This window comes from Agromyces binzhouensis, from assembly GCF_042672355.1.
In the GTDB taxonomy this organism is placed as follows: Bacteria; Actinomycetota; Actinomycetes; order Actinomycetales; family Microbacteriaceae; genus Agromyces; species Agromyces binzhouensis.
In genome coordinates this window covers 168,662-194,822 of sequence record NZ_JBHXVJ010000007.1, presented here as the reverse complement: position 1 = coordinate 194,822, position 26,161 = coordinate 168,662, and the positions used below count along the sequence as shown (strand labels likewise).

Sequence of the window (26,161 nt, the reverse complement as noted above, 5' to 3'; positions counted from 1 at the left end):
CGCTCCAAGCTGTGCGGCGAGTCGGCGGTCCCTATGTCGAAGCTATGTCGCCCCCGTGAACCGCCCGAGCGCCGCAGTCAGCGTAGCCGCCGCACCGTGGCATACGGTGTGAGCGTGGATGCCATGCCCGAACGACCGCTCGCACCGTGGCAGCGGACCGCAGCCGGAGCGGGGCTGCTCGCCCCCGACGGCGGCGTCGCGCCGACCGTCTTCGCCGAGATGAGCGCGCTCGCCGTCTCGACGGGCGCCATCAACCTGGGGCAGGGCTTCCCCGACGAGGACGGCCCCCGCGAGGTGCTCGACGCCGCCCGCGAGGCGATCGCGACCGGCGTGAACCAGTACCCGCCCGGCCCGGGGATGCCCGTGCTCCGAGAGGCGATCGCCCGCCACCAGCACCGCTGGTACGGACTGACCGTCGATCCGGCGCGCGAGGTGCTCGTCACCGCGGGCGCGACCGAGGCACTCGCCGCGACGCTGCTCGCGTTCGTCGACGACGGCGACGAGGTCGTCACGTTCGAGCCGTCGTACGACGCGTACGGGGCGATCATCGCGCGCGCCGGAGGCATCCACCGCACCGTGCCCCTGCGATTCCCCGACTGGCGGCCCGACCACGACGAGCTGCGCGCAGCGGTGACCGACCGCACGCGCGTCATCCTCGTCAACTCGCCGCACAACCCGACCGGCATGCTGCTCGACGAGGCGACGCTCGACCTGGTCGTCGAGCTCGCGCACCGGCACGACGCCCTCATCGTCACCGACGAGGTGTACGAGCACCTCGTGTTCGACGGGCAGCACGTGCCGATCGCGACGCGCCCCGGCGGTTGGGACCGCACGATCTCGATCTCGTCGGGCGGCAAGACCTTCAACACGACCGGCTGGAAGATCGGCTGGCTGACCGCTCCCGCGCATCTCGTGACGGCCGTGCTCGCCGTCAAGCAGTACCTGACGTTCGTCAACGGCGCGCCGTTCCAGCCCGCGATCGCGACCGGGCTCGACCTGCCCGACCGGTTCTTCGCAGATGCCGCGGCCGAGCTCGCCGCACGCCGCGACCTGCTCGTCGCAGGCCTGCGCAGTGCCGGCTTCGCGCCGTCGGTCCCGGCGTCGGGCTACTTCGTGGTGGCGGATGCCGCGCCGCTCGGCGCGCGCGACGGCGACGCGTTCTGCCGCGAGCTCCCCCACCGCGCCGGGGTCGTCGGCGTGCCCGTCACGGCGTTCGTGCACCCGGAGCGCCGTGACGACGTGCGGAGCCTCGTGCGGTTCGCGTTCTGCAAGCGACGCGAGGTGCTGGAGACCGCGGCGGAGCGGCTCGCGGCGATGGGCTGATCCTCGCGAGGGCTCAGCGCGTCTCGCGCTCGACGACCGCGAAGCGGCGGAGCGCGAGCGCCGGGTTCCGCGTCCGCACCTCGGCGATGCGGTCCGCCGACAGCCACGCGAGCGCGACATCCGTCTGCTCGCCGATCGTGGCGACCTCGACGCCCATCGGGTCGACGATCATGCTGTTGCCCGCGCCGACGGGCGGGGCGTGGTCGGCGGCGAGCACGTAGGCGGTGTTCTCGATCGCGCGCGCGGTCGTGAGCGTGCGCCAGTGCGCCTCCTTGAGCGGCCCGCGCACCCACTCGGCCGGCATGCAGATGACGTCGGCGCCCGCGTCGACGATGCGGCGCGAGACCTCGGGGAAGCGCGCGTCGTAGCAGGTCTGCAGGCCGAAGCGGATGCCGCCGACCGCGAACGTCTCGGGATCGCCGATCACGCCGGGGGCGACCCACTCGCTCTCGCGCTGGCCGAACGCGTCGTAGAGGTGCAGCTTGCGGTACGCGGCGACGACGCCCTCGCCCGGCGCGATCGCGACGACCGTGTTGGCCACGCGGCGCTCCTCGCCGGCGGGGCGCTCGATCATGCCGGCGACGAGGTGCACGTCGAGCCGATCGGCGAGCGCCGCCAGCGCGGTCGTGAACGGCCCGTCGATGGGTTGCGCCGCCTCGACCCAGGCCGGGCCCGGCTCGGGCGTGAAGAAGCTCGAGTACTCGGGGAAGACGACGAGTCGCGCGCCGCGCGCGACCGCCGTGCCTGCGAGGCGTTCGACCTCCGCGAGGTTGGCGTCGGGGTCGTCGCCGGGCGCGAACTGCGCAACCGCGACGGCGAGGGGCGCGGCATCCGTCTGCATGCAGCCAGCCTAGGCCGCCCGACCGTGCTCACACGGGGAGCTCGCGGCCGACGATGAGCGTCCGGCGCGCTGGCAGCTCCGCGAGGTCGACCGGGGAGCCCTGAGCCCGCTCGAGGCCGATGAACAGCCGTTGCTGCCACCTCGGGAGCCTCGAGTCGGCGTCTGCCACGGGCGAGTCCGACGAGACCACGTACGTCGCATCCTCGAGTTGCTCAGCCGTGAAGCCGGAGTCCGCGCGCGTGGCCGCGCGCGCGAGCGCATCCGCCACCCGCAGCCGTTGGCGGTAGCCGAAGCCGGCATCGATCACGGTCACGCCCGGCGCCAGGGAGCGGGTCTCGACGTCGAGGCCGAACGGCGAGGTGGTCGTCCGCATGGCCAGCACGATCACGTGCTCGGACAGCACCCCGTACCGTTCCAGGAGCGTGGTGAGCGCGACCGGGGCGGTGTCGCTGCTGCGAGCCAGGTACACCGTGGTCCCGGGAACGCGAGGGGCGGCGTGGATCCGGTCGGTCATGGCCGAGAGCAGCGGTTCGTCCCTCCTTCGGGAGATGGTCATCCGGAAGGACCCGCGCCACCAGGTCCACATGGACACGAGCAGGGCCACGCCGACCCCGAGTGGCACCCATCCGCCGCTCACGACCTTGGTCAGGTTCGCGGCCAGGAAGGCGAGCAGCACCACCAGGATCGCGGCGATCCCGACGGCTCGCAGCACCGACAGCCCGCCGCGGACTCGCAGCAGCAGGAGGAGGAGCGTCGTCGTCGAGCTGAGGGTCACGGTGACCGCGATGCCGTACGCCGACGCGAGCGCCGACGAGCTCTGGAACGCCACGACGAGCCCGATCACGGCTGCGGCGAGCAGCAGGTTGACCGCGGGGAGGTAGAGCTGTCCGCGATGCGTCGCCGAGGTGTGGATGGCGCGGACGGACGGGATCAGGTCCAACCGCCCCGCCTGGTGCACCGCGCTGAACGCGCCGGAGATCACCGCCTGCGACGCGATCACGGTCGCCATCGTGGCGAGGATCACGACCGGGACGGTCGCCCAGCCCGGCACCAGGAGGAAGAAGGAGTTGGGTCCGGCCGCACCGGCCGCCAGCACCGCGGCCGCCTGGCCGAGGTAGGCGAGCAGTAGGCACGGGAAGACGACCGCGAGCCACGCGATCGTGACCGGGCGACGGCCGAAGTGCCCCATGTCGGCGAACAGCGCCTCGGCGCCCGTGATCGCGAGCACCACGCCGCCGAGGGCGAGGAAGGCCGTCCACGGGTGCGCGGCGACGAGCAGCACGATCCAGTGCGGCGAGAGCGCCACCAGCACCTCGGGACCCCGGGCGACGGCGAACGCGCCGAGCACGGCGAGCAGCAGGAACCACACGAGCATGATCGGGCCGAAGACCCGTCCGATGCGCGCCGTCCCGAACCGCTGCACGACGAACAGCCCGACGAGGATCGCGACCGTGATCGGGACGACGAGCGCCCCGAGGTCGGAATCGATCGTGGTGAGTCCCTCGACGGCGGACAGCACCGAGATCGCGGGCGTGATCATGCTGTCGCCGAGGAACATCGCGGCGCCCAGGATCGCGACGCCGGTGGCCAGCGTCCGCATCCTCGCAGTCGGGCGGGCGCGGCGGATCTGGGCGAGCAACGCCAGCAGGCCGCCTTCGCCGTCGTTGTCGAAGCGCATCAGGACGGTGACGTAGAGCACCGTCACCACCAGCGTGATCGACCAGACGACCATCGACGTCACGCCGTAGACGAGGGTGTGGTCGATCCTCCCGCCCGGCGCGAGCGCCGCGCTGAGCGCGTAGAGCGGGCTGGTCCCGATGTCCCCGAAGACGACGCCGAGCGCCCCGATCGCCGCCAGTGCCGTGGGCCCCGAGGAAGGGGTGCGGGGCGGGTCCGTCACATCCGCGGGCATGCCCCGAACTCTACGGACCCTCGTCGTCCGGCCGCACCTCCCACACCGGGAACCCGCCCCGTCCATCGCCTCCGGGAACGCGAGTGAGCGACGCGGTGGACCAGAATAGGCAACCACTACTCAGGACACCGTGGTGCACCGTCCGTAGCGTCCTCGACATGAGCACCCACTTCCTCGCCTCCCGCACGCACCGCAGGAGGGTCGCGATCGCCGTCGTCCTCGGAATCGTCGCCCTCGCCGTCGCCCTCGTCCTGACGGAGTGGTTCGTCACCGGCGACCTCTCGGCCGTCTTCGAGGGCATCGAGAACGGTCTCACCGGCCGGCAGGCCCGCCGGCGACTCTGAGGGGCTCGACCATGGACACCACCATCGAAGTCACGGGAACCAACGGCGACCGACTCGTGTACGACGGCGCCTCGGTCGCGAAGTTCCGGCACAACGGGCTGCAGGAGTCCGTGCGCAACCCGGTCTCGACCTACCGGGAGATCCGCGTCACGCACCGGCCGGGCAAGCGCGGCCGGCCCGACAGCTACGAGGTCCTCCTGGCGATGGCCGCATTCATCTCGCTCACCGTCGACGAGTCGCAGAAGGCGCGACTCGACGCGCTCGTCGCGGCGCTCGAACGATCGTCGGCGTGAGGGCCTGAGCGGCGCGCCGGAACCACGACCCGGGCCCTGAACCGCCGTGGCATGCGCCGGCCCGGACAAGCGAAAGGCCCCGGTCCGACTGGACCGGGGCCTTCCTATCTGGTTGCGGGGGCAGGATTTGAACCTACGACCTCTGGGTTATGAGCCCAGCGAGCTACCGAACTGCTCCACCCCGCGGCACAAGAGATAACACTAGCACGGGTTCCGAGGGCGGTCGAATCGAGGCCGCATCCCGGGCGGGTCGGCGTCGATCGGCCGCCTGCGGCTACTCTTCGACCCGTCGTGAGGCGACGAGTTCGTAGCCGAGCGGCAGCCACTGGCGGTCCGGCCAGCCGAACATCCCGTCGCCCTTGGGCACCGTGATCGGGAACATCCGCCAGGGCAGTTCGTAGTGCTCGGCGAAGCCGTCGACCGTGAGCCCGGCGTCGCGGAGCGCGCCGAAGACCTCGCCGAGCGGATGCATCCACTCCCAGGTCCGGGCGTTGACGAGCCTCGCCTCGGGGTCGGCGTAGTCGCTCGGGTCGTCGATGATGTCGGGACCCGTGCCCACGTACGGGAAGGCGAACGCCGGCAGGCCGCCCGGCCCGGCGTCGCCCTCGAAGACGTACGCCGCCGGGTGGCCGTCGGCGAAGAACAGCCGGCCGCCGGGTTTGAGGAACCACGCGATGATGCGTGCCCACTCCGCGACGTCCGGAAGCCAGCCGATCGTGCCCCAAGTGGTGAAGACGAGATCGAACGACTCCGGCTCGGGCAGGCGATGCCGAGCGTCGTAGACGTTCGCCTCGATGAAGCGCGCGCGATCGTCCACGCCGAGCTCGCCGGCCATCCTCCGCGCCTCCTCGACGGCCGGACGCGAGAAGTCGATGCCGATCGCGGTCGCACCGAGGTTCACGAGCGACAGCGTGTCGGAGCCGAAGTGGCACTGCAGGTGCAGGGCGCGGACGCCGTCGAGGCCGCTCGGGAACATGCGGTCGATGCCCGCCTGCGCGATCGGATCGAGCACGCTGCCGCCCGCCCGGAGACGCGACCGGTCGTAGAACGGCGACGCGACGTGGAGCGCGACGCGCTCGTCCCAGTTCGCGCGGTTCTCCTCGAGCCAGTCGCCCGAGCCGAGCTCGACGGACATCAGCCGTTCGAGGGTTCCTCGGTCGACGGCGCGTCGGTCGACGGGGTGTCCGTCGTGCTCGCGCCGTCGTCCGCGAGGACGATGAGCTCCGAGATGATCTCGGCGAGCTCGGCGTCGGCCGCACCGTAGGCCACCCAGTCGCCGTCCTGCAGCGCCTGCTGCTTGTCCTCGATCGCCTGGCGGGCGCGGTTGAGCAGCGACTGCAGTTCGGTGTCGGTCGTGGTGGGCGGCGTCTCGCCCTCACCACCGGTCTCACCGCCGTCTGGTGTCGTCGGCTCGACCTCCTCGTCGCCCGCAGCCGCACCGGAGTCGCCGCCGAACAGCACGTTCAGCGCCTCATCGAGCGTGTCCTGGAACGCGATCTCGTCGCCGAAGGCGACCAGCACCTTCTGCAGGAGCGGGTAGCTCGTCTCACCGGTCGACTGCACGTAGACCGGCTGCACGTAGAGCAGGCCGCCGCCGACGGGCACCGTCAGCAGGTTGCCGTTGATCACGTCGGACTGCCCCTGCTTCAGCAGGTTCAGCGACTGCGACACGGTCGGATCGGAGTTGAACGTGTTCTGCACCTGACCGGGGCCGGGAACGTTGTCGTCCTCGGGCAGTGAGAGCAGCCTGAGCTTGCCGTAGCCCTCGGCGCGCTCGCCGTCGGTCGACCCCGCGTCGGAGTCGACCGCGAGGTAGCCGCGCAGGACGTTGCGGCTCGCGCTGCCGCGCGCCTCGGGGATGAACGTCGAGTAGATCGAGTACGTCGGCGCCTCCTGGCCGGGCATCTGCATCGTCAGGTAGTAGGGCGGCTGCAGGAACGAGGTCGCCGCGCCCTGCGTCGGATCGAGGGGCGTCGTCCACGCGTCCTCGCGCGAGTAGAACGTCACCGGGTCGGTCACGTGGTACCGGCCGAGCACGGCACGCTGCATCTTGAACAGGTCGGCCGGGTAGCGCACGTGGCTCATGAGCTCGCCCGACATCTCGCTCATGTCCTTGAGCGCACTGGGGAAGACCTTCTGCCAGGTCTGCAGGATCGGGTCCTCCTCGTCCCAGGCGTAGAGGGTCACCGTCCCGTCGTAGGCGTCGACGGTCGCCTTCACCGAGTTGCGGATGTAGTTGACCTCGTCGAACGCGAGCGGCTGCTGCACGGCCTCGCTGTCGGAGATGGCCTCGCTGTAGCTGACCTTGTTCGAGTACGGGTACTGGTCGGACAGCGTGTAGCCGTCGACGATCCACACGATCCGTCCGTCGACGATCGACGGATACGTGTCGCTGTCGAGGGTCAGGTACGGTGCGACCTTCTGCACGCGCTCGATGGGGTTGCGGTCGTAGAGGATCTGGGACTCGTTCGAGACCTGGTCGGAGAGGAAGATCTGCTCGGACTGGAACTTCAGCGCGTAGACGAGCTTCGTGAACACGTTGTCGAGCACGGGCCCGCCGTCGCCGGTAAACGTCGTCTGCTGCGGCTCGCCCTCACCGCCGGCCGGGTAGTCCAGCTCGATGGGCGGCGCCCCCTCGGGCGCGCCGACGATCGAGTAGTCGGGCGAGTTCTCCCCGAAGTACACGCGCGGCTCGAACTCCGGGAGCGTGCCGCTCGACGGGATGCCCGACTCGAGGAACACCGGTTGCCCGTCGCTCGACCGCTGGTTGCCGGCTGCGGCCACGAGGCCGTAGCCGTGGGTGTAGACGAGGTGAGAGTTGAACCACGTCTGGGCGTCGTTCAGGCCCTCGAGGTTGAGGTCGCGGATCGCGACGACCGTGTCCTGCGACTCGCCGTCGATCTGGTACCGGTCGACGTCGAGCGTCTCGGGGAACTGGTAGTACTGGCGGAACTGCTCGAGCTGGCGGAACGCCGGGCTGATGACGGCCGGGTCCATGAGGCGGATGCTCGCGGTCGTCCCCGCATCGGCACGCAGGGCGCCCGGCTCGGCGTCGGTCTTCGCCTCGTAGGGGATCTCCTCGATGTCGGCGACGCCGAACGCGTCACGCGTCTCGTCGATGTTGCGGTCGATGTAGGGCGCCTCGAGCGCTCGCGCGCTCGGGTCGACCTGGAAGCGCTGCACGACCCACGGGTAGAGCGACCCGATGAGCAGGCTCGACACGATGAGCAGCACCGCGCCGACGAGCGGCAGGCGCCAGCGGCCGAGGATCGCGGTGATGAGGAACAGCACGGCCACGACGGCGGCGATGACCGAGAGGATCTGCCGGCCGGGGATGGTCGCGTAGACGTCGGTGTACGAGGCGCCCGTGATCAGCGAACCGGTCTCGGTGACGGTCGCGTACTGGTCGAACCAGATGCTCACCGCCTGGAGGAGCAGGTAGAGGCCCGCGGTGATGGCGATCTGGATGCGTGCGGCCTTCGAGATGACGACCTCGCGCCCGCTCACGCGGATCGCGCCGTAGAGGTAGTTGGTCGCGATGACGAGCAGGCCCGAGAGCAGCACGACCGCCGAGGCGAAGCCCACGATCGATCGGTAGAAGGGCAGCTCGAAGACGTAGAAGCCGATGTCGAACCCGAACTGCGGGTCGACCGAGCCGAACGGGGTGCGGTTCAGCCAGGCGAGCACCGAGTCCCAGCGGCTCGCCGTCGAGACGCCGGCGAAGATGCCGAGCACGGCGGGGATTCCGTACATCGCGAGTCGCCGCAGCGGCTCGAAGATCTCCTGATAACGATCCAGTTGCGAATTGAGCTTCGCGTACACGGGGCGGGTCCGGTAGGCGATCTGGATGGACAACCACACGGGCAGCGCCATCGCGATGAACCCGATGAAGAAGAGCACGATGCGCGAGATCCACTCGGTCGCCAGCACCTCGAGGAACCCGAGCTGGTCGTACCAGCGGATGTCCGCGTAGATACCGGCGAACACGAAGAACGCGACGACGAGGGCACCGACGATGCCGATCGTGATCGCGATCGGCGCGCGGCGGCGCGTCGTCCTCGGTTCCTGCGACTGTGCTGTGGACACTCTCGGCCTCATTCGGGTCGGGACGGGATCGGATTCCCATCCTACGGTCGGCTTTCTTGGAAACGGCTGGCGGGGAGGGCCGCGCGGCTCCGCTCGGGGCGAACGCGCCGCGGCATCCGCCATTTCGGACCCCGGCGGACGGCCGGGGGCGCGGAGCTCAGCCGACGACGCTCTCGCAGCTGCGGAACGCCGACGTGTCGCCGCCCTCGCCGATCGTCTCGACGACGCTCCGCGCCTCCTCGAGCGTGCCGACCGCGAACACCTCGAGCCCATCGGGCACGTTGCCCACGACCTCGTCGCAGTTGGCCTCGGGCGCGAGGAACCACTCGGCCTCGGCGTCGACCGCGCCCCAGAGCTTCTGGCGGATGCCGCCGATGGAGCCGACGGTCCCGTCCGAGTCGATGGTCCCGGTCCCCGCGACGTTCTCGCCGCCGGTCATCGCGCCGGGCGTCAGCGTGTCGACGATGCCGAGGGCGAACATCATGCCCGCGCTCGGTCCGCCGACGTCGTTCAGCTGGATCTCGACGTCGATCGGGAACTCGTACCGCATGCGCACCCCGACGCCGAGGACGGCGTTGCCGCCGTTCTCCGCCGGCGTCGCCTCGACGGTGAGCGCCTCGCCGTCTCGGACGATCCCGATCTCGGCAGGCGACTCCGTCCCGTGCACGCCGAGCGCGGTCCGCAACTCGTCGACCGAGTCCACCTCGGTGCCGTCGACCGACCGGATGACGTCGCCCTCCTCGATCACGCCCTCCGCGGGCGTCCCCTCGCCCACGCCCTGCACGACCACGTCGCGCGGGAAGTCGTATCCGAGCTCGACGAGCGCGGCCGCGATCGCGTCCTGCTGCGAGTCGACCATCTGCGCCTCGTTCGCCGCGTCGCGGTCCTCGGTGCTGATGCCGGGCGGGTACAGCACCTCGACCGGCAGGGCGGCGCGGCGCGGGTCGATCCACGCCGCCGCCACATCCAGCCACCCGGGGGTCGCACCGGGACGCCCAATCGCCGACACGGTGAGGAGGTCGAGCGATCCCTCGGTCGGGAAGGTCTCCTCGCCGGGGACCTCGATCAGCGGGACCTCCTCGCCGTCGACCTCGGTCGTGCCGAGCGTGTCGTACACCGGCCCGGCCTGCTGGATGACGTACGGGCTCGGCAGCAGTGCGAGGCCGAGGCCGATGACGGCGGCGACCGCGACGGCCGTCCAGCCGATCCGCTCGCGACGCGAGCGCCGCGCGAGATCGGCGCGCTCGGGCGTCGGATCGGGTGCCGACCGGTCGTCGCCAGGGCCGCCGAAGAGCGTCATCCGCCGTGGTCCTTCCCGAGCGCCCGCGGGGAACCCGGCGCTGTTCGCGACGGGCGGACACCCGAGGGGTCAGCCTAGGCCATTTCCCGGCGAGGACGCAGATGAGCGGCGGTAGCGTGGACCGCGAAGCGAGGGAGGTGGCCCGAGTGGCCGAACGCGACCAGGAGCCCGACCGCGACCCCGAGGACGAGTTCCGCGACATGCTGCGGGAACTGCTGTCCGGCTCGGGCGGCATCGACCCGTCCAAGCTCGCCGGCGCGGCCGGGCTGCCGAACGATCCCGCGAGCCTCGCGGCGCTCTTCAGCCAGCTCCAGCAGGCGATGCAGCGCTCGGAGGAGGAGGGCATCGACTGGTCGCTCGCGCTCCGCCAGGCCGAGCAGCGCGCCTCGACGGGGCAGCGCCAGATCGCCTCCGCCGAGACCGAGCGACTCGACCGGGCCTTCGACCTCGCGGCGCTGTGGCTCGACGAGGCCGTCGAGGTCTCCGCCCTGCCGGGCACGCCCGAGCTGCTCACCCGCCGCTCCTGGGCTGCGGCGACGATGCCCATCTGGACGCAGCTCGCCGAGCCGGTCGCGCTCAGCATCGCCGACTCGCTCACGCGCGTGATGAGCGAGCAGGCGCCCGAGGAGCTCCGCTCGATGATCCAGGGTGCGAGCCGCATGATGCGCGGCATCGGGGGCGCGATGTTCGCGATGCAGCTCGGCCAGGTCGTCGGCCAGCTCTCGACCGAGGTCGTCTCGGGCGGCGATGTCGGGCTCCCCCTGCTGGAGGACGGCCGGGCCGCCCTCCTGCCCGAGAACGTGGTCGAGTTCGGCGAGGGCCTCGACATCCCGACCGACCAGGTCGAGCTCTACCTCGCGGTGCGCGAGCTCGCGCACGCCCGGCTGTTCCGCCACGCGCGGTGGCTGCGCCTGCACCTCATCACGGCGATCACCGCGTTCGCTCGCGGCATCGACGTCGACGTCGAGCGCCTCGAGCAGCTCGCCGAGGGCTTCGACCCGTCCAACACCGACGAGCTGCGCGACGCCGTCGCGAACGGTGCGCTCCTTCGACCGAAGAGCCCCGAGCAGGAGGCGGCGCTCGGCCGACTCGAGACGATGCTCGCGCTCGTCGAGGGCTGGGTCGACGTCGTGACGGCGGATGCCACGTCCCGCCTGCCGAAGTCCGACGCCGTCGCCGAGACGATCCGCCGTCGACGTGCGACGGGCGGACCGGCCGAGTCGGCGCTCGCGACGCTCGTCGGCCTGGAGCTGCGCCCTCGCCGCCTCCGCGACGCCGCGGCCATGTGGCGCGCCGTCACCGACGCGGTCGGCGTCGCCGGACGCGACGCCCTGTGGGCGCATCCCGACCTCCTGCCGACGGCGGCCGACCTCGACGACCCGGCACCGCTCGCGGCGCGCCTCGCGTCGGGCGGCGAGGCCGGCGGCGACGCCGACGCGGAGTTCGACGAAGCCCTCGAGGCGCTGCTGCGCGGGGACTTCCCGCCGGCGGATGCCGCGGACGACGACGCCCCCGGCGATGCCCCCGACGGCGGGCCGCGCCCGGCCTGACGGTTCGCCGATCGCCTCGCGGCGGTCGCGCCGGCGCCGGGTCCGCACCTGTGGACGCTCGGCGACGCACGGTCGACCCCTGCGGCATGCTTCCCCCATGACGCCCCGACTCGACCCGGCACTCCCCCTCGTGTGGCGCTCGCCGCGCGCGTTGCAGCTCGGCGGAGTCCGGCCGGTCGTCGTGCTCGACGACCCCGCCGCGCTCGAGACCGGCATCCTGGGCGCACTGGCGGCAGGCGCCTCGCGCGCCACGCTGCTCACCATCGGTGCCGCGCTCGACGGCGACCCCGCCCGGATCGACGCGCTGCTCGACCGCCTCGGACCGGCCTGCATCGACGAGCCGCCGCCCGCGGCCTCCGGCGTGGTCGCCCTCGCCGGACCCGCCGAGTTCGTCGACGACCTCGGTACCGCCCTCCTCCGGCTCGGGCATCGACCGGTGACCGCTGCCGACGCCGATCCGGCGACGACCGACGCCGCGGTGCTGCTCGCCGCGCGCGTCATCGCGCCGGCGACCCACCTGCCCTGGCTCGCGGCCGACGTCCCGCACCTCACCGTCGTGTTCGACGAGCGCGGCGCCGAGGTCGGCCCGTTCGTCCGGCCCGGTTCCGGGCCGTGCGTGCGCTGCCTGCACCTCTCGCGCCGCGATGCGGATGCCGCGTGGCCGGCGATCTCGGCCCAGCTCGCGGTCGCGCCGGCGCCTCCGCAGCGTGGACGGGCGAGGCACGAGGCGCTGGCGCTCGCGGCATCCGCCGTCGACGACCTGCTGCGGGCAGGGCGCTCGGCGCTCGACTCGGCGACGGTCGTCGTCAGCGACGCGCCCGCGCCGGAGCCCCCGCGGCCGACGCCGGTCGGGATGCATCCCGAGTGCGGGTGTCGAGCTCCCGGAGGAAGCGCGACGGCTCCCGTTCCGCTCGGCGTCCGGCCGACCATCGCGAGAAGCTCATCGACAGCCGTCGCCGTGCCCGCGTGATGCCGACGTAGAGCAGTCGGCGCTCCTCGTCGATCGCGTCCAACCCGGTCGCGTACGCGATCGGGAGCATGCCCTCCGCGAGGCCCGGCAGGTGGACCTCGTCCCACTCGAGGCCCTTCGCCGAGTGCAGGGTCGCGATGGTGACCGCCGCGACCGCCGGCTCGTGATGGGTCTCCGCACGCGTGCGGAGGTCGTCCGCGAACGTGCGGAAGGTCGTGCCTGCGGGCTGGTCGTCGACGAGCCGGGCGATCGCGTTCAACGACTCCCACCGGTCCCGCACGGCGCCGGGACCCGCGGGCGGCTCGACGGTCCAGCCGAGCGAGCGGAGCACGTCGCTCACCGACTTGAAGAGCGGCTCGTCGGCGATCGCGAGCGCCGCGGCACGGATCGCGTGCACCGCCTCGCGCACCTCCGGGCGATCGAAGAAGCGCTGCGCCCCGCGCACCCGCACGGACACGCCGACCTCGCCGAGCGCCTGCTCGAACAGCGCGGACTGGGAGTTCACGCGCAGCAGCACCGCGATCGACTCCGGTGCGACACCGGCGTCGATGCGCTGCCGCACGCGGGTGGCGACCCCGCGCGCCTCGGCGAGCTCGTCCGGGAACTCGAGCACCTCGGGCACGGGGCCGTGGGCGACCCGCGCGCGTCCGTCGCGGCTGCCGCGGTCGGGTGCCGGCTCGACCGCCGTGGCGACCGCGGCCTCCTCCGGCGAGGGCGCCGACTCCCCCGCCTCCGGGCCGGATGCCGCGGGGTCGCCGCCGTCCGGCGCGGCGGCCGCGAGCCGCAGCGCTCCGGGCCGTCCGCGCATGAGCCGGTTGGCGACGTCGACGATCTCGGGCGTCGACCGGTAGTTGCGCTCGAGCCGCACGATCGTGGCATCCGGGTAGTGGCGCTCGAAGCCGAGGAGGTACTCGGCGCTGGCGCCGGCGAACGAGTAGATGGTCTGGCTCGCGTCGCCGACCACGCACACGTCGCGGCGCCCGCCGAGCCACAGCTCGAGCAGGTGGTGCTGCGCGGGCGAGACGTCCTGGTACTCGTCGACGACGAAGTGACGGTACGCCTCGCGCACCTGCATCGCGACGGCCGGCTCCGACTCGATCATGCCCGCGGTGGCGAGCAGGACGTCCTCGAAGTCCATCGCACGGCGCTCGTCCTTGAGCTCCTCGTACGCCTCGACCAGCGCGAGCATCTGCTCCGCCGTGAGCGCACCGGGCGCGCCGCGGGACGCGAGCCTCACGCGGTACTCGTCCATGCCGACGAGGCCGACCTTGCGCCACTCGATCTCGGCGGCGACGTCACGGAGCGTCGCGGTGTCGACCTTCACCTTGCACCGTTCGGCGGCGAGCCCGAGCAGGCGGCCCTTGAAGTCGAGCACCCTGGGCGCGGGGCCGCCGACGACGATCGGCCAGAAGTGGTTGAGCTGGGCGAGCGCAGCCGCGTGGAAGGTGCGGGCCGCGACGGCGCCCGCGCCGAGCGCGCGGAGCCTCGTGCGCAGTTCGGCGGCCGCTCGAGACGTGAAGGTCAGCGCCATGACGCGCGCGGGGTCGTACGAGCCGGACGCGACGCCGTACGCGATCCGGTGCGTGATCGCACGCGTCTTGCCCGTGCCGGCGCCCGCGAGCACGCAGACCGGCCCGATCAGCGCCTCGGCGGCGACGCGCTGCTCGTCATCCAGTGCGGCGAGGAGCGGGTCGCCCGTCACGACGTCGACCACGGCATCGACGAGGCGAGCGGCCCGCCGTACCACTCCTCGAGCATCCAGCGGGCGATCGAGGTCTCGCCCGGCAGCGCGACGCGGCCGAGCGCGTCGCGCAGTCCGTCGCGGTCGAACCAGCGGAGCTCGAGGATCTCCTCGCCGTCCGGCACGGGCATCGTCGAGGCGCCGTGCGCCACCCGCGCGCGGAACGCGCACATGAGGCTGGCCGGGAACGGCCACGGCTGGGAGCCCAGGTACTCGACGCGGTCGACGGCGAGCCCCGTCTCCTCGACGAGCTCGCGCACGACGGCCGCCTCGAGCGACTCCCCCGGTTCCACGAAGCCCGCGAGCACCGAGAACCGGTCCTGCTCCCACATCGCATTCGAGCCGAGGAGCACGCGATCCTCGTCGTCGGTGACGAGCACGATCACCGCCGGATCGGTGCGCGGGAACCGCAGCCGGTCCTCCTCCAGGCATCGGCGCGCCCACCCGGAGCTGACGACCTCGGTCGGGCTGCCGCAGCTCGGGCAGAACGCGTGGGTCGCGTGCCAGTTCGCGAGGGCCACCGCCTCGATCGCGAGTCCGGCGTCGCGGTCGTCGAGCGAGGTCGCGATCGTTCGGAGTCCGGCCCAGCGGGTCTCATCGGCGATCGCGGCCGAGGCGTCGGCACCGTAGGTCCACGCCTCGATGGGGCTGCCCGCGGGCAGCGCGTCGCCCGTGGCATCCGCTCCCGCATCGAGCGTGCGCCCGAGGTAGGCGCGCACGTCGGGCACGGGCAGGGTCGACGGATGCCGCAGCTCGAGGCGCACCGCCCCGTCGGGCGCCACCGGCTCGAGGACGAGCACGCGGCCGGCGTGCACCGCGAGCACCCGCGCGTTCGCGTCGGCGTCGAACGCGGCGGCGCGCTGATCGTCGGCCCGCGACACGGCGTCGCGGTCGAGGTGCTCGCGTGCGAGCGGCGGCGCAGCGGCCGCGCGCACGACGTCGGCAGGATTCGGCGCGTCGGGGTGGAGCACGGGTGCACCTCTCGTCGGAGCCGGAGTCGTCGGGAAGGCGTGGCGGTCGCCGGGCAGGCCGGATGACCTGCTTAGGCTGTGTGCCATGGCCAGACCCCCACTCACTCTAGCCGCGTTGGCCACGGCCGCGGTGGCCGGACTCGAGGTGCGGGCGGCCCGGGCGCACTCCCGCGGGGCGGGTGGCGCGTTCGATGCCGTCGAGCTCCACTCCACCGACGGACGGCACCTGCTGATCCGCGCGCCGCGGTCGCAGACGGCCGAGTCCGAGCAGTCGTCCGACCTCGTCGCGTTGCGCGCGCTCACGCCGGGCATCCGCTCGCGGCTGCCGTTCGCGGTGCCGCAGTTCGTCGGGCAGGCGCCGATCGGCCCGACCCGCGCGGTCGTGACCGAGTTCATCCCCGGGGCCGGGCGCACGGCCGAGGAGCTCACGGGTTCCCCCGAACTCGCGGCCGACGTGGGGCGTGCGATCGCCGCCATCCACGCGCTGCCGTCGGGGTTCGTCGGCGATGCGGGACTTCCCCGCCGTTCGGCGAACGAGGCGCGCGAGGCCGCCGTGGCGATCATCGACCGTGCATCCGACGCGGGCCGACTGCCGGCGGCCCTGGTCCGCCGGTGGGAGGAGGCGACCGACGACGACACCCTGTGGCGGTTCGCGCCGACGGTCGTCAACGGCCAGCTCGGCGCCGACTCGTTCCTGGTCGACGGCGACCGCGTGACCGGGGTGATCGGCTGGTCCGGGCTCGCCCATGACGATCCGGCGCACGACTTGCACTGGGTGCTCACGTCGACCGGGGCATCGGCCGAGCAGACCCTCGGCGCGTACCTGGAGGCGCGCGCGGGCGGCGCCGATGCCGAGGTCGCGCGCCGGGCGCTCCTCTACGGCGAGCTCGAACTGGCGCGTTGGCTCCTGCACGGCGTCGACACGCACGACGACGAGGTGATCGAGGATGCCGTGGGGCTCCTCGACGGGCTGGTGGCGAGCGTGCATGACCACTCGTCCGAGTCGCTCACGACCGACACCGGACCGGTGCTCGCCGTCGCGGACGTCGAGCGGATGCTCGACGAGACCCCCCGGGAGGGGCTGCCGCGCGAGTCGGGCGCGACGATGCTGACCGACAGCTACGACGTGTCCGAGTTGCGCCGGCACCTCGCGGAGGGCGACGATGCGGAGCACGACGAACGCGACCTCGGCCTGACTGCGCCCATCCCGCTCGATCTCAGCGACTGGGGCGACGCGGCGCCAGGCGCACCCGACGCGGCCGAGTCCGCATCGGGATCGCCCGACGGCACCGGCACCGGCACTGGCACCGGGGCTCGCGACCGCTCCGCGTGACGACCGACGCGGCGATCCGAGCCGGCGGTCAGGCGCGCGAGATCGCCGTCCGGACCTCCTCCGGGACGGTGGACGTCTCGCCGCCCGCCGATCGCGACCCGTCGCGCTCCACGCCGGCCTTCGCGGCCACTCCGGCCCAGGCCCGGCGCAGCGTGGCCTCGTCGTAGAGCTCGTCGGGGCGCAGGACGAGGTCGTCCTCCACGTAGTAGAAGACGGCGTCGATCTCCTCCGGGCGCAGGCCCGACCAGCGCGCGTACGCGAGCCGGTACAGCGCGAGTTGGGTCTGCCGGAGCTCGAGCTCACGCGTATCGCGCGGCGCGGCGCCCGTCTTCCAGTCGACGACCTGTGCGCGGATGCCGGTGCGACCGAGCTCGGAATCGGGCCCGACGTCGTACACCGCGTCGAGCTTGCACACGAAGACCTGCTCGTCGAGCGGCAGGTGCAGTTCGAGTTCCACGGCGACGGGCCTGCGGTCGCCCCACTCGGAGGCGGCGAAGGTCACGCGAAGGCGCTCCAGGCGGGCGTCGACGGGATCGACCAGGATCTCGTCGACCTCCGCCGCGTCGTCGAACGCGAAGTCGAGCGCGTCGAGGTCGGTCGTCGCGTCGGCCGAGCCGGCCGCACCGGACCCGCCGGCCGGCCCCGAGGGCCGAGCGGTCGTCCCGCCGGAGCGCTCCTCGACCCACGCGTGGAAGAGCGTGCCGATCCGCGTGGCCCGATACGGACGCTGCGGCATCGGCCTCGCGAGTTCGGCCGCGACGGCGTCGGGGTCGTCGACGTAGTCCTTGAAGCGCGACGCGGGAACGCGCGTCGGGACTCCGGCACCGCCGCGCGACTCGCTCCGCCGCCGGCGTTCCTCCAGCAGCATCCGCAACTCGTCGGCCAGCGCCGGGCCGATCCCGGCGCCGGTCGGCAGGGCCGCCGCCTCGCGCACGGCGTCGGCGGCGCGCACGACCGCCGGGCGGCGCGCGCCCAGCGGATCGAGCGGCCAGCTCACGCGGGCCGCCTCGGACGATCGCGGGTTCTCCGCCTCGGCCGGGGTCGACGGCAGCGCCGCGGCATCCACCACCCCGGCCATGACGAGCTCGCGCAGGAACGGGCTCGGCGACCGCGGTGCGCGCTGCGTCGCCCACCACGATCCGGCGAGCAGCAGCTCCGCCCGTGCGCGCGTGAGGCCGACGTAGGCGAGCCGGCGCTCCTCCTCGGCGTGCCGTTCCCGGTTCTCCTCGGAGTAGGCCTTCACCGCCTCATCGAACTCGGCCTGGCTCTGCACGCCCCGCCATGCCAGCTGCGGGATCTCGTCGGCATCGCCGCGGAACTCGTCGGGCAGGGTGCCGAACGACAGCCAGCCCCGGTTGCTCCGGGGCTTCGACGGGAGTTCGTCGTCGACCATGCGCGGAATGGCCACCACGTCCCACTCGAGTCCCTTCGAGCCGTGGATCGAGAGCACCTGCACGGCTCCCGGCTCGGGCTCGTCCTGTCGGGGGCTCAGCCGATCTCGCTGCTCGGCCTCGGTCAGCCACCCGAGGAACGCGCCGAGCGTCGGGTGCTCGGCGGAGTCGACGAAGCTCGTCACGAGGTCGTCGAACGACTCGAGGCTCGCCGAACCCAACGGCTGGGCCGGGTTCGCGGCCACCTCGATGTCGAGCAGGAGCTCCTGCTGCACCAGGGTCACGAAGTCGACGAGCCCGAGCCCGGCGCGGCGCCGGAGCGCCTGCAGCTGGGCGCCCGCCCGGCGCATGCGGGCGAGGCCTTCCTCGCTCATCCGCGCGAGGGCACGGTGGTCGTCGGGCGCGGTGAGCACGAAGTCGAGCGCGTCGACGATCGACGGCGACTCGTCCGGGGCGATCGACCCGCGGATGCCGCGGCGCACCTCGTCGGCGAGGCGCCGCGTCGACAGGTCGCGGTCTGCCAGCCACTTCCCGAGCGCCCCGAGCGCGGCGAGGTCGGCGGGGCCGACGCGCCACCGCGCCCCGCCGAGGAGTCGGAGGAGCTCCGACCCCGCGGTCGGATCGTGCACGACGCGCAGTGCGCAGACGAGGTCGGCGATCACCGGCTGGTCGAGCAGGCCGGCGACCCCGAGCACGTGCACCGGGACCCCGCGCTCGCGGAGCGCCGACGCGAAGAGGTCGACGTGGGCGAAGGTGCGGCAGAGCAGCGCGCCGGTGCGCCCGCCCGGACGCATCCGTTCCGCCAGCCAGTCGGCGACGCTCGCCGCCTCCTGGTCGATGGTCTCCGACCACGAGACCTCGAGTCGCCCCTCGCCGGCGAAGGGCGACGGCCGGAGCGGCGCCTTGGGGATCCCGCCGTCGAGTGGCGCGATGAGCGCGTTGGCCGCGTCGAGCACGATCACGGGGTTGCGCCAACTCGTCGACAGGTCGTAGGCGACCGCCTCGCCGGACTCGGAGAAGTCGCGGCCGAAGCGGGCCAGGTTCGCGGCACTCGCCCCGCGCCATCCGTAGATCGACTGGTCGGGATCGCCCACGGCCATGACGGCGTGGTCGCGGAACAGCGTCGAGAGCAGGCGCGTCTGCACGACGCTCGTGTCCTGGTACTCGTCGAGCAGCACGGTCGCGTACCGCTCGCGGTGCTCGGCGACGACCTCGGGATGCGCGGTGCAGATCTGCAGCGCGAGCGCGACCTGGTCGGAGAACTCGACGACGCCCCTCCGCTGCTTCTCGGCCGCGTAGGCGTCGGCGAGCTCGAGCAGGGGCGGCAGCGCCTCGACGACCCCGAGCGCCGAGACGAAGGTGTCGAACGGGGTCCGCTTGCGCGGCGCCTCGATCGGCAGGTCGTGCATCGCGAGGAACTCGCGCGTGAACGCGCGCACGTCGCGGCTGTCGGTGACGTTCTCGGCGAGCGCGCGGCTGAGCGTGAGCACGGCGCCCGTCACCCGGTCGAGCGACGCGTCGAGCTCGACCAGTCGCGGGTCGGCCGACGCCGACACGATGCCGCGAGCGAGCTGCCATGCGGCGGCCTCGCCGAGGATGGACGCGTCGGGTTCGCGCCCGATCCGCAGTGCGTGCTCGCGGTAGATGGCGCCCGCGAACGCGTTGTAGGTGAAGACCGCTGCCGATTCGAGCGGATCGAGGCGCACGTCGGCGATCCCCTCCGCGACGAGCTGGCCCACGCGTTCGCGCACGCGTTCGGCGAGCTCGCCCGCCGCCTTCCGGGTGAAGGTCAGGCCGAGCACCTCGGGCACGTCGACGGCGCCGTTGGCGAGGAGCCAGACCACGCGGTTGGCCATGGTCTCGGTCTTACCGCTGCCGGCGCCCGCGACCACGATGCTCCGGCCGCGCGGATCGGCCTCGATGACGGCGCGCTGCTCGGGCGTCGGGGAGTGCAGGCCGAGGCGAGCGGCGATCTCGTCGGCGCCGATCCCGACCGCGCTCACGCGCACACCGCCGGCACGAGGTGGACCCGGTAGTGCCAGTCGCCGAACCTCGACCCGTGCGCGAACTCGACCGGCGAGTCGAACCGGGCCCCGGCCATGACGCGGGCCACCTCGTCGAGTCGCTCGCGGAACGCGGCCTCGGCGTCGTCGTCGAACGGCTGCTGGGCGCGCTCGGTGTACAGCCGCCCGCCGACGGGTCGCGCGACGTAGACGAGCTTCGCCCCGCCGAGGCGCCCCTCGTTGGGCAGTGCGCCCGCTCGCGCCGCGAGCTGGTACGCCGCGAGCTGCGGGTGCTCGGCAGTCTTCGCCGCGGTGGGCGGGGTCCGCCCGGTCTTCAGGTCGACGATCACGGTCGTGCCGTCGGGCGAGGCCTCGACGCGGTCGATCGTGCCCGTGATGCGCACGCGCCCGCTGACGAGCGTGAACCGCCCCTCGGCGCCGAGCACCACGACGCCGTCGTCCTCAGCACCGCGGAGGTAGTCGGCGGCGCCCTCGGTCATCCTGCGGGCACCCCGGCGCTCGCGCTCGGCGACCCATCCGGCCTCGAACCGGAGGTCGCGCCAGCGGCGCTCGACCGACGCCCAGAGCGCCTCGACGTCGATGTCGCCCGCCTGCTGCGCCGCCTCCTCGACGACGGCGTGCACGATCGTGCCGATCGACGCGGCGAGCCCGGACGGCGGCTGGGCGACGTGGTCGACGAACCAGCCGAGCGGGCTCTCCTCGACGCGGTCGATCTGCGACGGGGACACGGGGACCAGGGCCTCGGGATCGCCGTCGAGGTCGACGAGCGGCGCAGTCGTGGTCGGCTCGCCCAACCCGTACCACTCGTCGGGATGCGCCCCCGGCACGCCCTGCTCGGCGAGCAGCGCGATCGCCGCGGCGGCCTCCCGGTCGCCCGCACCCGCGTCGCGCCGGAGGGCGCCGACCATGCCGCGCAGGTGCAGCGGGCGCCTGCGGCGTGCCGGCAGGCGGACGGGCGCGAGCCCCATCAGGACCGAGGGCTGCTCGTCGTCGTTCGACGTGCACGCCAGGACCACCTGCCGGGACGCCCGGGACACCGCGAGCGCGAACAGGCGCAGTTCGTCGGCGCGCACGGCGGCGCGGACGGATGCCGGGGTCTCCTCGTCGCGCAGCGGGACCCCGGCACGCGCAGCCGCGACCGCACGCGGGAGCGACCCCGCGTGCAGCAGCGTGCCGCGCGGGCGGAGGTTCGGCCACACGCCCTCCTGGAGCCCGGCGACGACGACCACGTCGAACTCGCGACCGATGAGCGCGGGCGGGGTCGCCAGCACGACCGACTCGGCCCCGCGCTCCGGGGCGAGCGAGTCCTCGGGCAGCGCGTTCTGGAGCACGTCGTCGACGAACCGACGAGCGGGGGCGCCCGGCTCGCGCTCGACGAAGCGCCGCGCGGCGGCGAAGAGCGCGACGACCGCGTCGAGCGATCGGTTCGCCTCGTCGGCGAGGACCCCGGACCCGGCGGCCTGGCCCGCCCACTCGGCCTCGAGCCCGCTGTCGTGCCAGAGCAGCCACAGCAGTTCCTCCACCGTCGCGCCGCGCCCGGCCGCCCGTCGGGCCGAGTCGAGGAGTCGCGCGAGGCGCGACGCGCGCCGCCCCGACGGCGCGTCGATCGTCGCGAACCCGCCCGCTGCGCCGAGCGCCTCGACCAGCAGCTCGTCGGCGCTCCGCACGCCGCCGGAGGCGAGTTCCTCGTGGCGGAGTGCCAGTCGGAGGCGGCGCAAGCCGACGCGGTCGAGCCTGCCGAGCGGTCCGGTCAGCAGCGCGGTCGCGGTCTCTGGGTCGAGCGGATGCAGGTCGAGCACGACGGCCGCCGCCGCGATGAGCGCCGCGGAGCCCGGAGCGTCCCGGAGCGCCGTCCGCCCGGCGCCGCCGGAGACCGGCACCTCGGCCGCCGCGAGCGCCCTGGCGAGCGCCGGCAGCTCGGAGCCGGACCGCACCGCGATCGCCATCGAGGACCAGGGGATGCCGTCGAGCAGGTGGCGCTCGCGCAGCAGGCCGGCGATCTGCGCTCCCTCGGCGCCGGGCGATGGCGCCTCGATGCCGAGGACGGGGTCGAGCGGATCGTCGTCGCCCGCCTCCGCGACCGCGGCCGACCGGTGGAGCCCGCCGAGCGCCGCGCCGATGTGCGCGGTGACCTGCCCGAGCAGGGCGCGGTGCGCGGGCCGACCGCGATGCACGACCGGCAGCTCGATGCGCCGGACGACGCCACCGCCGAGCACCTGGCCGAGGGAGCCGAGGAGATCGGCGCGGCCGCCGCGGAACCCGTTGCTCGCGACATCCGGATCGCCCAGGGCGACGACCTCGACGCCCCGGGCGGCGAACGCGCCCAGCAGCGCCGCGGTGGCCTCGGTCGCCTCCTGCGCGTCGTCGACCACGAGGAGCTTCAGCCCGGCGAGCACCCCGAGCGCGCGCTCGTCGTCGGGATCGTGCACGCTGCGCCGCACGATCGAGGCCGCGTACGCGCCGAGTTCGGCCGAGTCGAACTGGGTCGGTCGCAGCTGCTCCTTCACCTCGGCGTACTCGGCGAGGAACGTGGCGGCCGCGGTCCATTCGGGGCGGGACGCGGCACCGCCGAGTCGCGCGAGCCCGTCGGGGTCGATCCCCTGCTCGACCGCGCGCATCATGAGGTCGCGGAGCTCGGAACGGAATCCGCGCAGCTCCCGGACGTCGGGCGCGAGCGCCTCGGGCCACTCGGGCCCGCCGCCGTCGATCGCCTGCGCCTCGAGCAGCTCGCCGATCACCTGGTCGTGCTCGGCACCGGTGAGGAGCGTCACCGATCGTCCGGTGCGCGCGCGCACGAGGTCGTAGGCGACCGCGCTCGCGGTCCGTGCGAGCGCGCCGCGCGTGGTCCGGTCGAGCCGGAGCGCGATCGCGTCTCGCATCGCCGCCGCCGTGCGCCTGGTCGCCGCGAGGACGAGGACCTCGGCCGGGTCGAGTCCGTGTTCGACCCGGTGCGCGACGAGCTCGATCGCGAGACGGGTCTTGCCCGACCCGGGAGCCCCGAAGACCGCCGCGTGGCCGCCCGCCGCGAGGGCCGGCACGAGGTCGACGACGGCGGGTGCGGTGGTCGCTTCGTGCTGCATGCGGCCCACGGTATCCGTGTCCGCCGACAGTGAACGAGTCCGGCCGCGACGTCCGCGTGTCGTAGGGTTCTGTCAACGACAGAAAGGCGCAAAGTGGACCTTCGCATCGGCATCCAGAACTCCCCCCGCGAGCTCGGCTTCGAGACCTCGCTGACGGCGGCGGAGGTGGAGCAGGCCGTCTCGGCGGCGCTCAGCGGGCAGTCGCCCGTGCTGCGCCTGACCGACGCGAAGGGCGCGGTCTACGTGGTCCCCGCGGCAGCCCTCGCCTACGTCGAGATCGGCACGGAGGAGTCGCGCAAGATCGGCTTCGTCGGCTGATGGAGCTGCTCTTCATCACGCTCGGCGGCGCCATCCTCGGCATCGCCGCGCGGTATGCGGTCCCCCGTCGCGAGTTCCACGGCGTCGTGCTCGTCCCGGCCGTCGGCGCCGCCGTCGCCGCGGTCGTGTGGGTCGCGCTGACCTGGCTCGGCATGCCGTGGGACGGCGGATGGATCTGGGTGATCGCGCTCGTGGTCTCCGGTGCGGCGGCGGCCGGCACCGCCTACCTCATCGGCCGCCGACGGGAAGAGGACGACGCGCGGACGTTCGCGCGCCTCGCGCGGTTCGGCCTCGCCCGCGGCTGAGCCGTCGGGTCGGCGCGCGGCTCAGGCGGTCAGCCCGAGCGCGTCCATCCGCCGCGTGTGGGCCGCGATGAGCTCGGTGAAGACCGGCTCGACGTCGGCCCCGTGTTCGCCCGACCCGGCCGCGCGCACCGCGGAGCGCGCGATGAGCAGCGTGTCCCCGACGAGGCTCCGCCCCCAGAGGGCGAGCCGGTCGTCGAGCGTCGGGTCCGCCGCGATCGCCTCCTCGAGCTCGTGCTCGATGACCTCGGCCGATCGCGATTCGCCGAGGATGGCCCGCACGCGGGTGCGGAGCTCGTGCGGGAGTCCCTCCGCGAGCCGGATGAAGTAGTCGTCGAGCATCCCCGACGTGATGTGGATGCCGAGGAGCAGCTCGTACCAGTCGGCTCCCGAGGTGACCTGCCGGAACCGGTCGGCGGCGGGCGCGAAGGGCGCCATGACCTCGGCGGGCTCCGCGCCGAGCCGGCGAAGCTCCGCGATGAGCTCGTGGTGCTTGCGCAGCGCGACGCCCGCCGCCGCGCTCAGCCCTTCCTTCGACGTCAGGTCGGGCGCGGTCGCCACGGCCTTCGCCAGGCTCTCGAAGAACTCGAGCTGGAGGTACGCCGCCTGGCCGAGGAAGGGCACGGGCTCGGGCGTGAACTCGGTGAAGTCGATTCGCGTGAGGTCGGTCGGCGCGACCCTCGGCCGCATCCTCGGGGTCTCCGGACGGGGACGGCGCGACATCGACCAATTGACCACGAGCACAGCATATCCGGGGCCTCCCAGCGCGCTCCGATAGGCTGGTGGCCGCCGCGGGCGATGGATCCGCGGCCGTGCGCCTGTCGATCGGAGCAGGGCGCACCCATTCCGCATCACGGACAGGCAGACATCTTGACCACGTTCACCGAACTCGGCATCGAGCCCGACATCGTCGAGGCCCTCGCCGGGAAGGGCATCATCGATGCCTTCCCCATCCAGGAGCAGACCATCCCCCTCGCCCTCACCGGGCAGGACATCATCGGCCAGGCGAAGACCGGCACGGGCAAGACCTTCGGCTTCGGGCTGCCCATCATCCAGCGGCTCGGCGACGCCCCCGAGCCCGGCGTCAAGGTCCTCGTGGTGGTGCCCACCCGCGAGCTCTGCGTCCAGGTGACCGAGGACCTCGAGCTGGCCACCTCGAACCGCCCGACCACGATCGTCTCGATCTACGGAGGCAAGGCGTACGAGGGCCAGATCGAGCAGCTCAAGGCGGGCGCCCAGATCGTCGTGGGCACCCCCGGGCGACTGCTCGACCTCGCATCGCAGCGACTGCTGTCGCTGAAGGACGTCACCGAGATGGTGCTCGACGAGGCCGACAAGATGCTCGACCTGGGCTTCCTCGCCGACATCGAGAAGCTGTTCGCGCAGACGCCGCCGACCCGGCACACGATGCTCTTCTCGGCGACCATGCCGGGCCCGATCGTGGCCCTCGCCCGCCGCTTCATGGTCCGCCCGATCCACATCCGCGCGACCGACCCCGACGAGGGCCTCACGCAGGCGAACATCAAGCACCTCGTCTACCGCGCCCACTCGCTCGACAAGGACGAGGTCATCTCGCGCATCCTCCAGGCCGAGGGCCGCGGCAAGACCGTGATCTTCACGCGCACCAAGCGCGCCGCCGCCAAGCTCGTCGAGGAGCTGAACGACCGCGGCTTCAACGCGGCCGCGGTGCACGGCGACCTCAACCAGGACCAGCGCGAGCGCGCCATGGCCGCCTTCAAGGCAGGCAAGAAGGACGTGCTGATCGCCACGGACGTCGCGGCCCGCGGCATCGACGTCCTCGACGTCACGCACGTGATCAACCACACGATCCCCGACGACGAGAAGGCGTACCTGCACCGCGTCGGCCGCACGGGCCGTGCGGGCAAGACCGGCATCGCGGTGACGTTCGTCGACTGGGACGACCTGCACAAGTGGGCCCTCATCAACCGCGCGCTCGAGTTCGGCCAGCCCGAGCCCACCGAGACCTACTCGTCGAGCCCGCACCTCTACACCGACCTCGACATCCCCGAGGGCACCAAGGGACGCCTGAAGCCGGCCGCCCCGACCGCGGCGCCGTCGCGGTCGAGCACCGCGGGTCGACGCGAGGGCGACGGGCGGGCGGATGCCTCCTCCGAGCGCAGCTCGCGCTCCCGTCGCCGCACGCGTTCGGGCAAGCCCGTCGGCGCGGGCGCCGCGACCGACGGGGCCCCGGAGTCGGGCGCACCGCAGGAGAAGGAGCCGGGCGCGGGCACCCACGACGGCAAGGGCAAGGAGCACCACGACGGCAACGCGGCTCCGCCTCGCCGCCGCCGCCGCCGCGGGGGCCGCTCGGGCGGCAGCGCGGCCGGCGCGCCGTCGGCGGCGCCCACCGCCTGACGGACT

Annotated in this window: 18 protein-coding genes and 1 tRNA gene; 8 read left to right on the top strand and 11 right to left on the bottom strand. The window is 73.2% G+C overall.

Features of this window, described 5'->3' with window-relative positions:
- The first annotated feature begins 123 nt into the window (after positions 1–123).
- The gene (locus tag ACFVHK_RS13735; RefSeq protein ID WP_376929340.1) at positions 124–1,323 is read left to right on the top strand and encodes an aminotransferase class I/II-fold pyridoxal phosphate-dependent enzyme; all 1,200 of its coding nucleotides are present in this window, start codon (positions 124–126) and stop codon (positions 1,321–1,323) included.
- A 13-nt stretch (positions 1,324–1,336) separates the two neighbouring features.
- Here ACFVHK_RS13735 and ACFVHK_RS13730 read toward each other — a convergent pair whose 3' ends face one another.
- Positions 1,337–2,164: a carbon-nitrogen hydrolase family protein gene (locus ACFVHK_RS13730; protein WP_376929281.1), complete on the bottom strand. Its 828-nt coding sequence runs from the start codon at positions 2,162–2,164 to the stop codon at positions 1,337–1,339.
- Between the two features lie 28 nt (positions 2,165–2,192).
- The gene (locus ACFVHK_RS13725; RefSeq protein ID WP_376929280.1) at positions 2,193–4,076 is read right to left on the bottom strand and encodes a KUP/HAK/KT family potassium transporter; all 1,884 of its coding nucleotides are present in this window, start codon (positions 4,074–4,076) and stop codon (positions 2,193–2,195) included.
- 158 nt (positions 4,077–4,234) lie between these two features.
- Here ACFVHK_RS13725 and ACFVHK_RS13720 point away from each other — a divergent pair, with 158 nt between their 5' ends.
- Together ACFVHK_RS13720 and ACFVHK_RS13715 are read left to right on the top strand one after the other, a co-directional pair.
- Entirely contained in the window at positions 4,235–4,420 is a 186-nt protein-coding gene (locus ACFVHK_RS13720; RefSeq protein ID WP_376929279.1) for a hypothetical protein, read from the top strand.
- Between the two features lie 11 nt (positions 4,421–4,431).
- Positions 4,432–4,713 carry a hypothetical protein gene (locus ACFVHK_RS13715; protein WP_376929278.1) on the top strand — a complete coding sequence of 94 codons (282 nt, stop codon included), beginning with the start codon at positions 4,432–4,434 and terminating at the stop codon, positions 4,711–4,713.
- A 109-nt stretch (positions 4,714–4,822) separates the two neighbouring features.
- On the opposite strand, the gene ACFVHK_RS13710 is transcribed toward ACFVHK_RS13715, so the two are convergent.
- From ACFVHK_RS13710 to ACFVHK_RS13695, 4 genes are all read right to left on the bottom strand, one after another.
- Positions 4,823–4,899: transfer RNA gene (locus tag ACFVHK_RS13710), tRNA-Met, on the bottom strand.
- 88 nt (positions 4,900–4,987) lie between these two features.
- Complete coding sequence (locus ACFVHK_RS13705; protein ID WP_376929277.1) at positions 4,988–5,848, bottom strand: class I SAM-dependent methyltransferase; 861 nt, start codon at positions 5,846–5,848, stop codon at positions 4,988–4,990.
- Entirely contained in the window at positions 5,848–8,811 is a 2,964-nt protein-coding gene (locus tag ACFVHK_RS13700; protein WP_376929276.1) for a UPF0182 family membrane protein, read from the bottom strand. Before ACFVHK_RS13700 ends, ACFVHK_RS13705 begins: the two co-directional genes overlap by 1 nt.
- A gap of 145 nt (positions 8,812–8,956) precedes the next feature.
- Positions 8,957–10,099, bottom strand: a complete 1,143-nt coding sequence (locus tag ACFVHK_RS13695; RefSeq protein ID WP_376929275.1) for a YlbL family protein — start codon at positions 10,097–10,099, stop codon at positions 8,957–8,959.
- A gap of 200 nt (positions 10,100–10,299) precedes the next feature.
- On the opposite strand from ACFVHK_RS13695, the gene ACFVHK_RS13690 reads away from it, so the two are divergent.
- Positions 10,300–11,649 carry a zinc-dependent metalloprotease gene (locus ACFVHK_RS13690; RefSeq protein WP_376929339.1) on the top strand — a complete coding sequence of 450 codons (1,350 nt, stop codon included), beginning with the start codon at positions 10,300–10,302 and terminating at the stop codon, positions 11,647–11,649.
- Positions 11,650–12,455: 806 nt separating this feature from the next.
- Here the strand turns inward: ACFVHK_RS13690 and ACFVHK_RS13685 are convergent.
- A complete protein-coding gene (locus ACFVHK_RS13685; protein ID WP_449224252.1) occupies positions 12,456–14,366 on the bottom strand; it encodes an ATP-dependent helicase in 1,911 nt (636 codons plus the stop codon).
- Complete coding sequence (nudC, locus tag ACFVHK_RS13680; RefSeq protein WP_376929274.1) at positions 14,318–15,331, bottom strand: NAD(+) diphosphatase; 1,014 nt, start codon at positions 15,329–15,331, stop codon at positions 14,318–14,320. Before nudC ends, ACFVHK_RS13685 begins: the two co-directional genes overlap by 49 nt.
- Positions 15,332–15,416: 85 nt before the next feature.
- On the opposite strand from nudC, the gene ACFVHK_RS13675 reads away from it, so the two are divergent.
- Positions 15,417–16,664: a phosphotransferase gene (locus ACFVHK_RS13675; RefSeq protein ID WP_376929273.1), complete on the top strand. Its 1,248-nt coding sequence runs from the start codon at positions 15,417–15,419 to the stop codon at positions 16,662–16,664.
- 28 nt (positions 16,665–16,692) lie between these two features.
- Here ACFVHK_RS13675 and ACFVHK_RS13670 read toward each other — a convergent pair whose 3' ends face one another.
- Both ACFVHK_RS13670 and ACFVHK_RS13665 read right to left on the bottom strand, forming a co-directional pair.
- Complete coding sequence (locus ACFVHK_RS13670; RefSeq protein ID WP_376929272.1) at positions 16,693–20,058, bottom strand: UvrD-helicase domain-containing protein; 3,366 nt, start codon at positions 20,056–20,058, stop codon at positions 16,693–16,695.
- Positions 20,055–23,159 (bottom strand): PD-(D/E)XK nuclease family protein, encoded by a 3,105-nt coding sequence (locus tag ACFVHK_RS13665; protein WP_376929271.1) that lies wholly within the window; start codon positions 23,157–23,159, stop codon positions 20,055–20,057. The genes ACFVHK_RS13670 and ACFVHK_RS13665 overlap by 4 nt, the downstream gene beginning before the upstream one ends.
- Before the next feature lie 93 nt (positions 23,160–23,252).
- Between ACFVHK_RS13665 and ACFVHK_RS13660 the strand changes: the two genes are divergently transcribed.
- Both ACFVHK_RS13660 and ACFVHK_RS13655 read left to right on the top strand, forming a co-directional pair.
- The gene (locus tag ACFVHK_RS13660; RefSeq protein WP_129235487.1) at positions 23,253–23,477 is read left to right on the top strand and encodes a DUF3107 domain-containing protein; all 225 of its coding nucleotides are present in this window, start codon (positions 23,253–23,255) and stop codon (positions 23,475–23,477) included.
- Positions 23,477–23,782: a hypothetical protein gene (locus ACFVHK_RS13655; protein WP_376929270.1), complete on the top strand. Its 306-nt coding sequence runs from the start codon at positions 23,477–23,479 to the stop codon at positions 23,780–23,782. Before ACFVHK_RS13660 ends, ACFVHK_RS13655 begins: the two co-directional genes overlap by 1 nt.
- Positions 23,783–23,803: 21 nt before the next feature.
- On the opposite strand, the gene ACFVHK_RS13650 is transcribed toward ACFVHK_RS13655, so the two are convergent.
- A complete protein-coding gene (locus ACFVHK_RS13650; RefSeq protein ID WP_376929269.1) occupies positions 23,804–24,469 on the bottom strand; it encodes a ferritin-like fold-containing protein in 666 nt (221 codons plus the stop codon).
- A gap of 180 nt (positions 24,470–24,649) precedes the next feature.
- Between ACFVHK_RS13650 and ACFVHK_RS13645 the strand changes: the two genes are divergently transcribed.
- Entirely contained in the window at positions 24,650–26,155 is a 1,506-nt protein-coding gene (locus ACFVHK_RS13645; RefSeq protein ID WP_376929268.1) for a DEAD/DEAH box helicase, read from the top strand.
- The last annotated feature ends 6 nt before the right edge of the window (positions 26,156–26,161 follow it).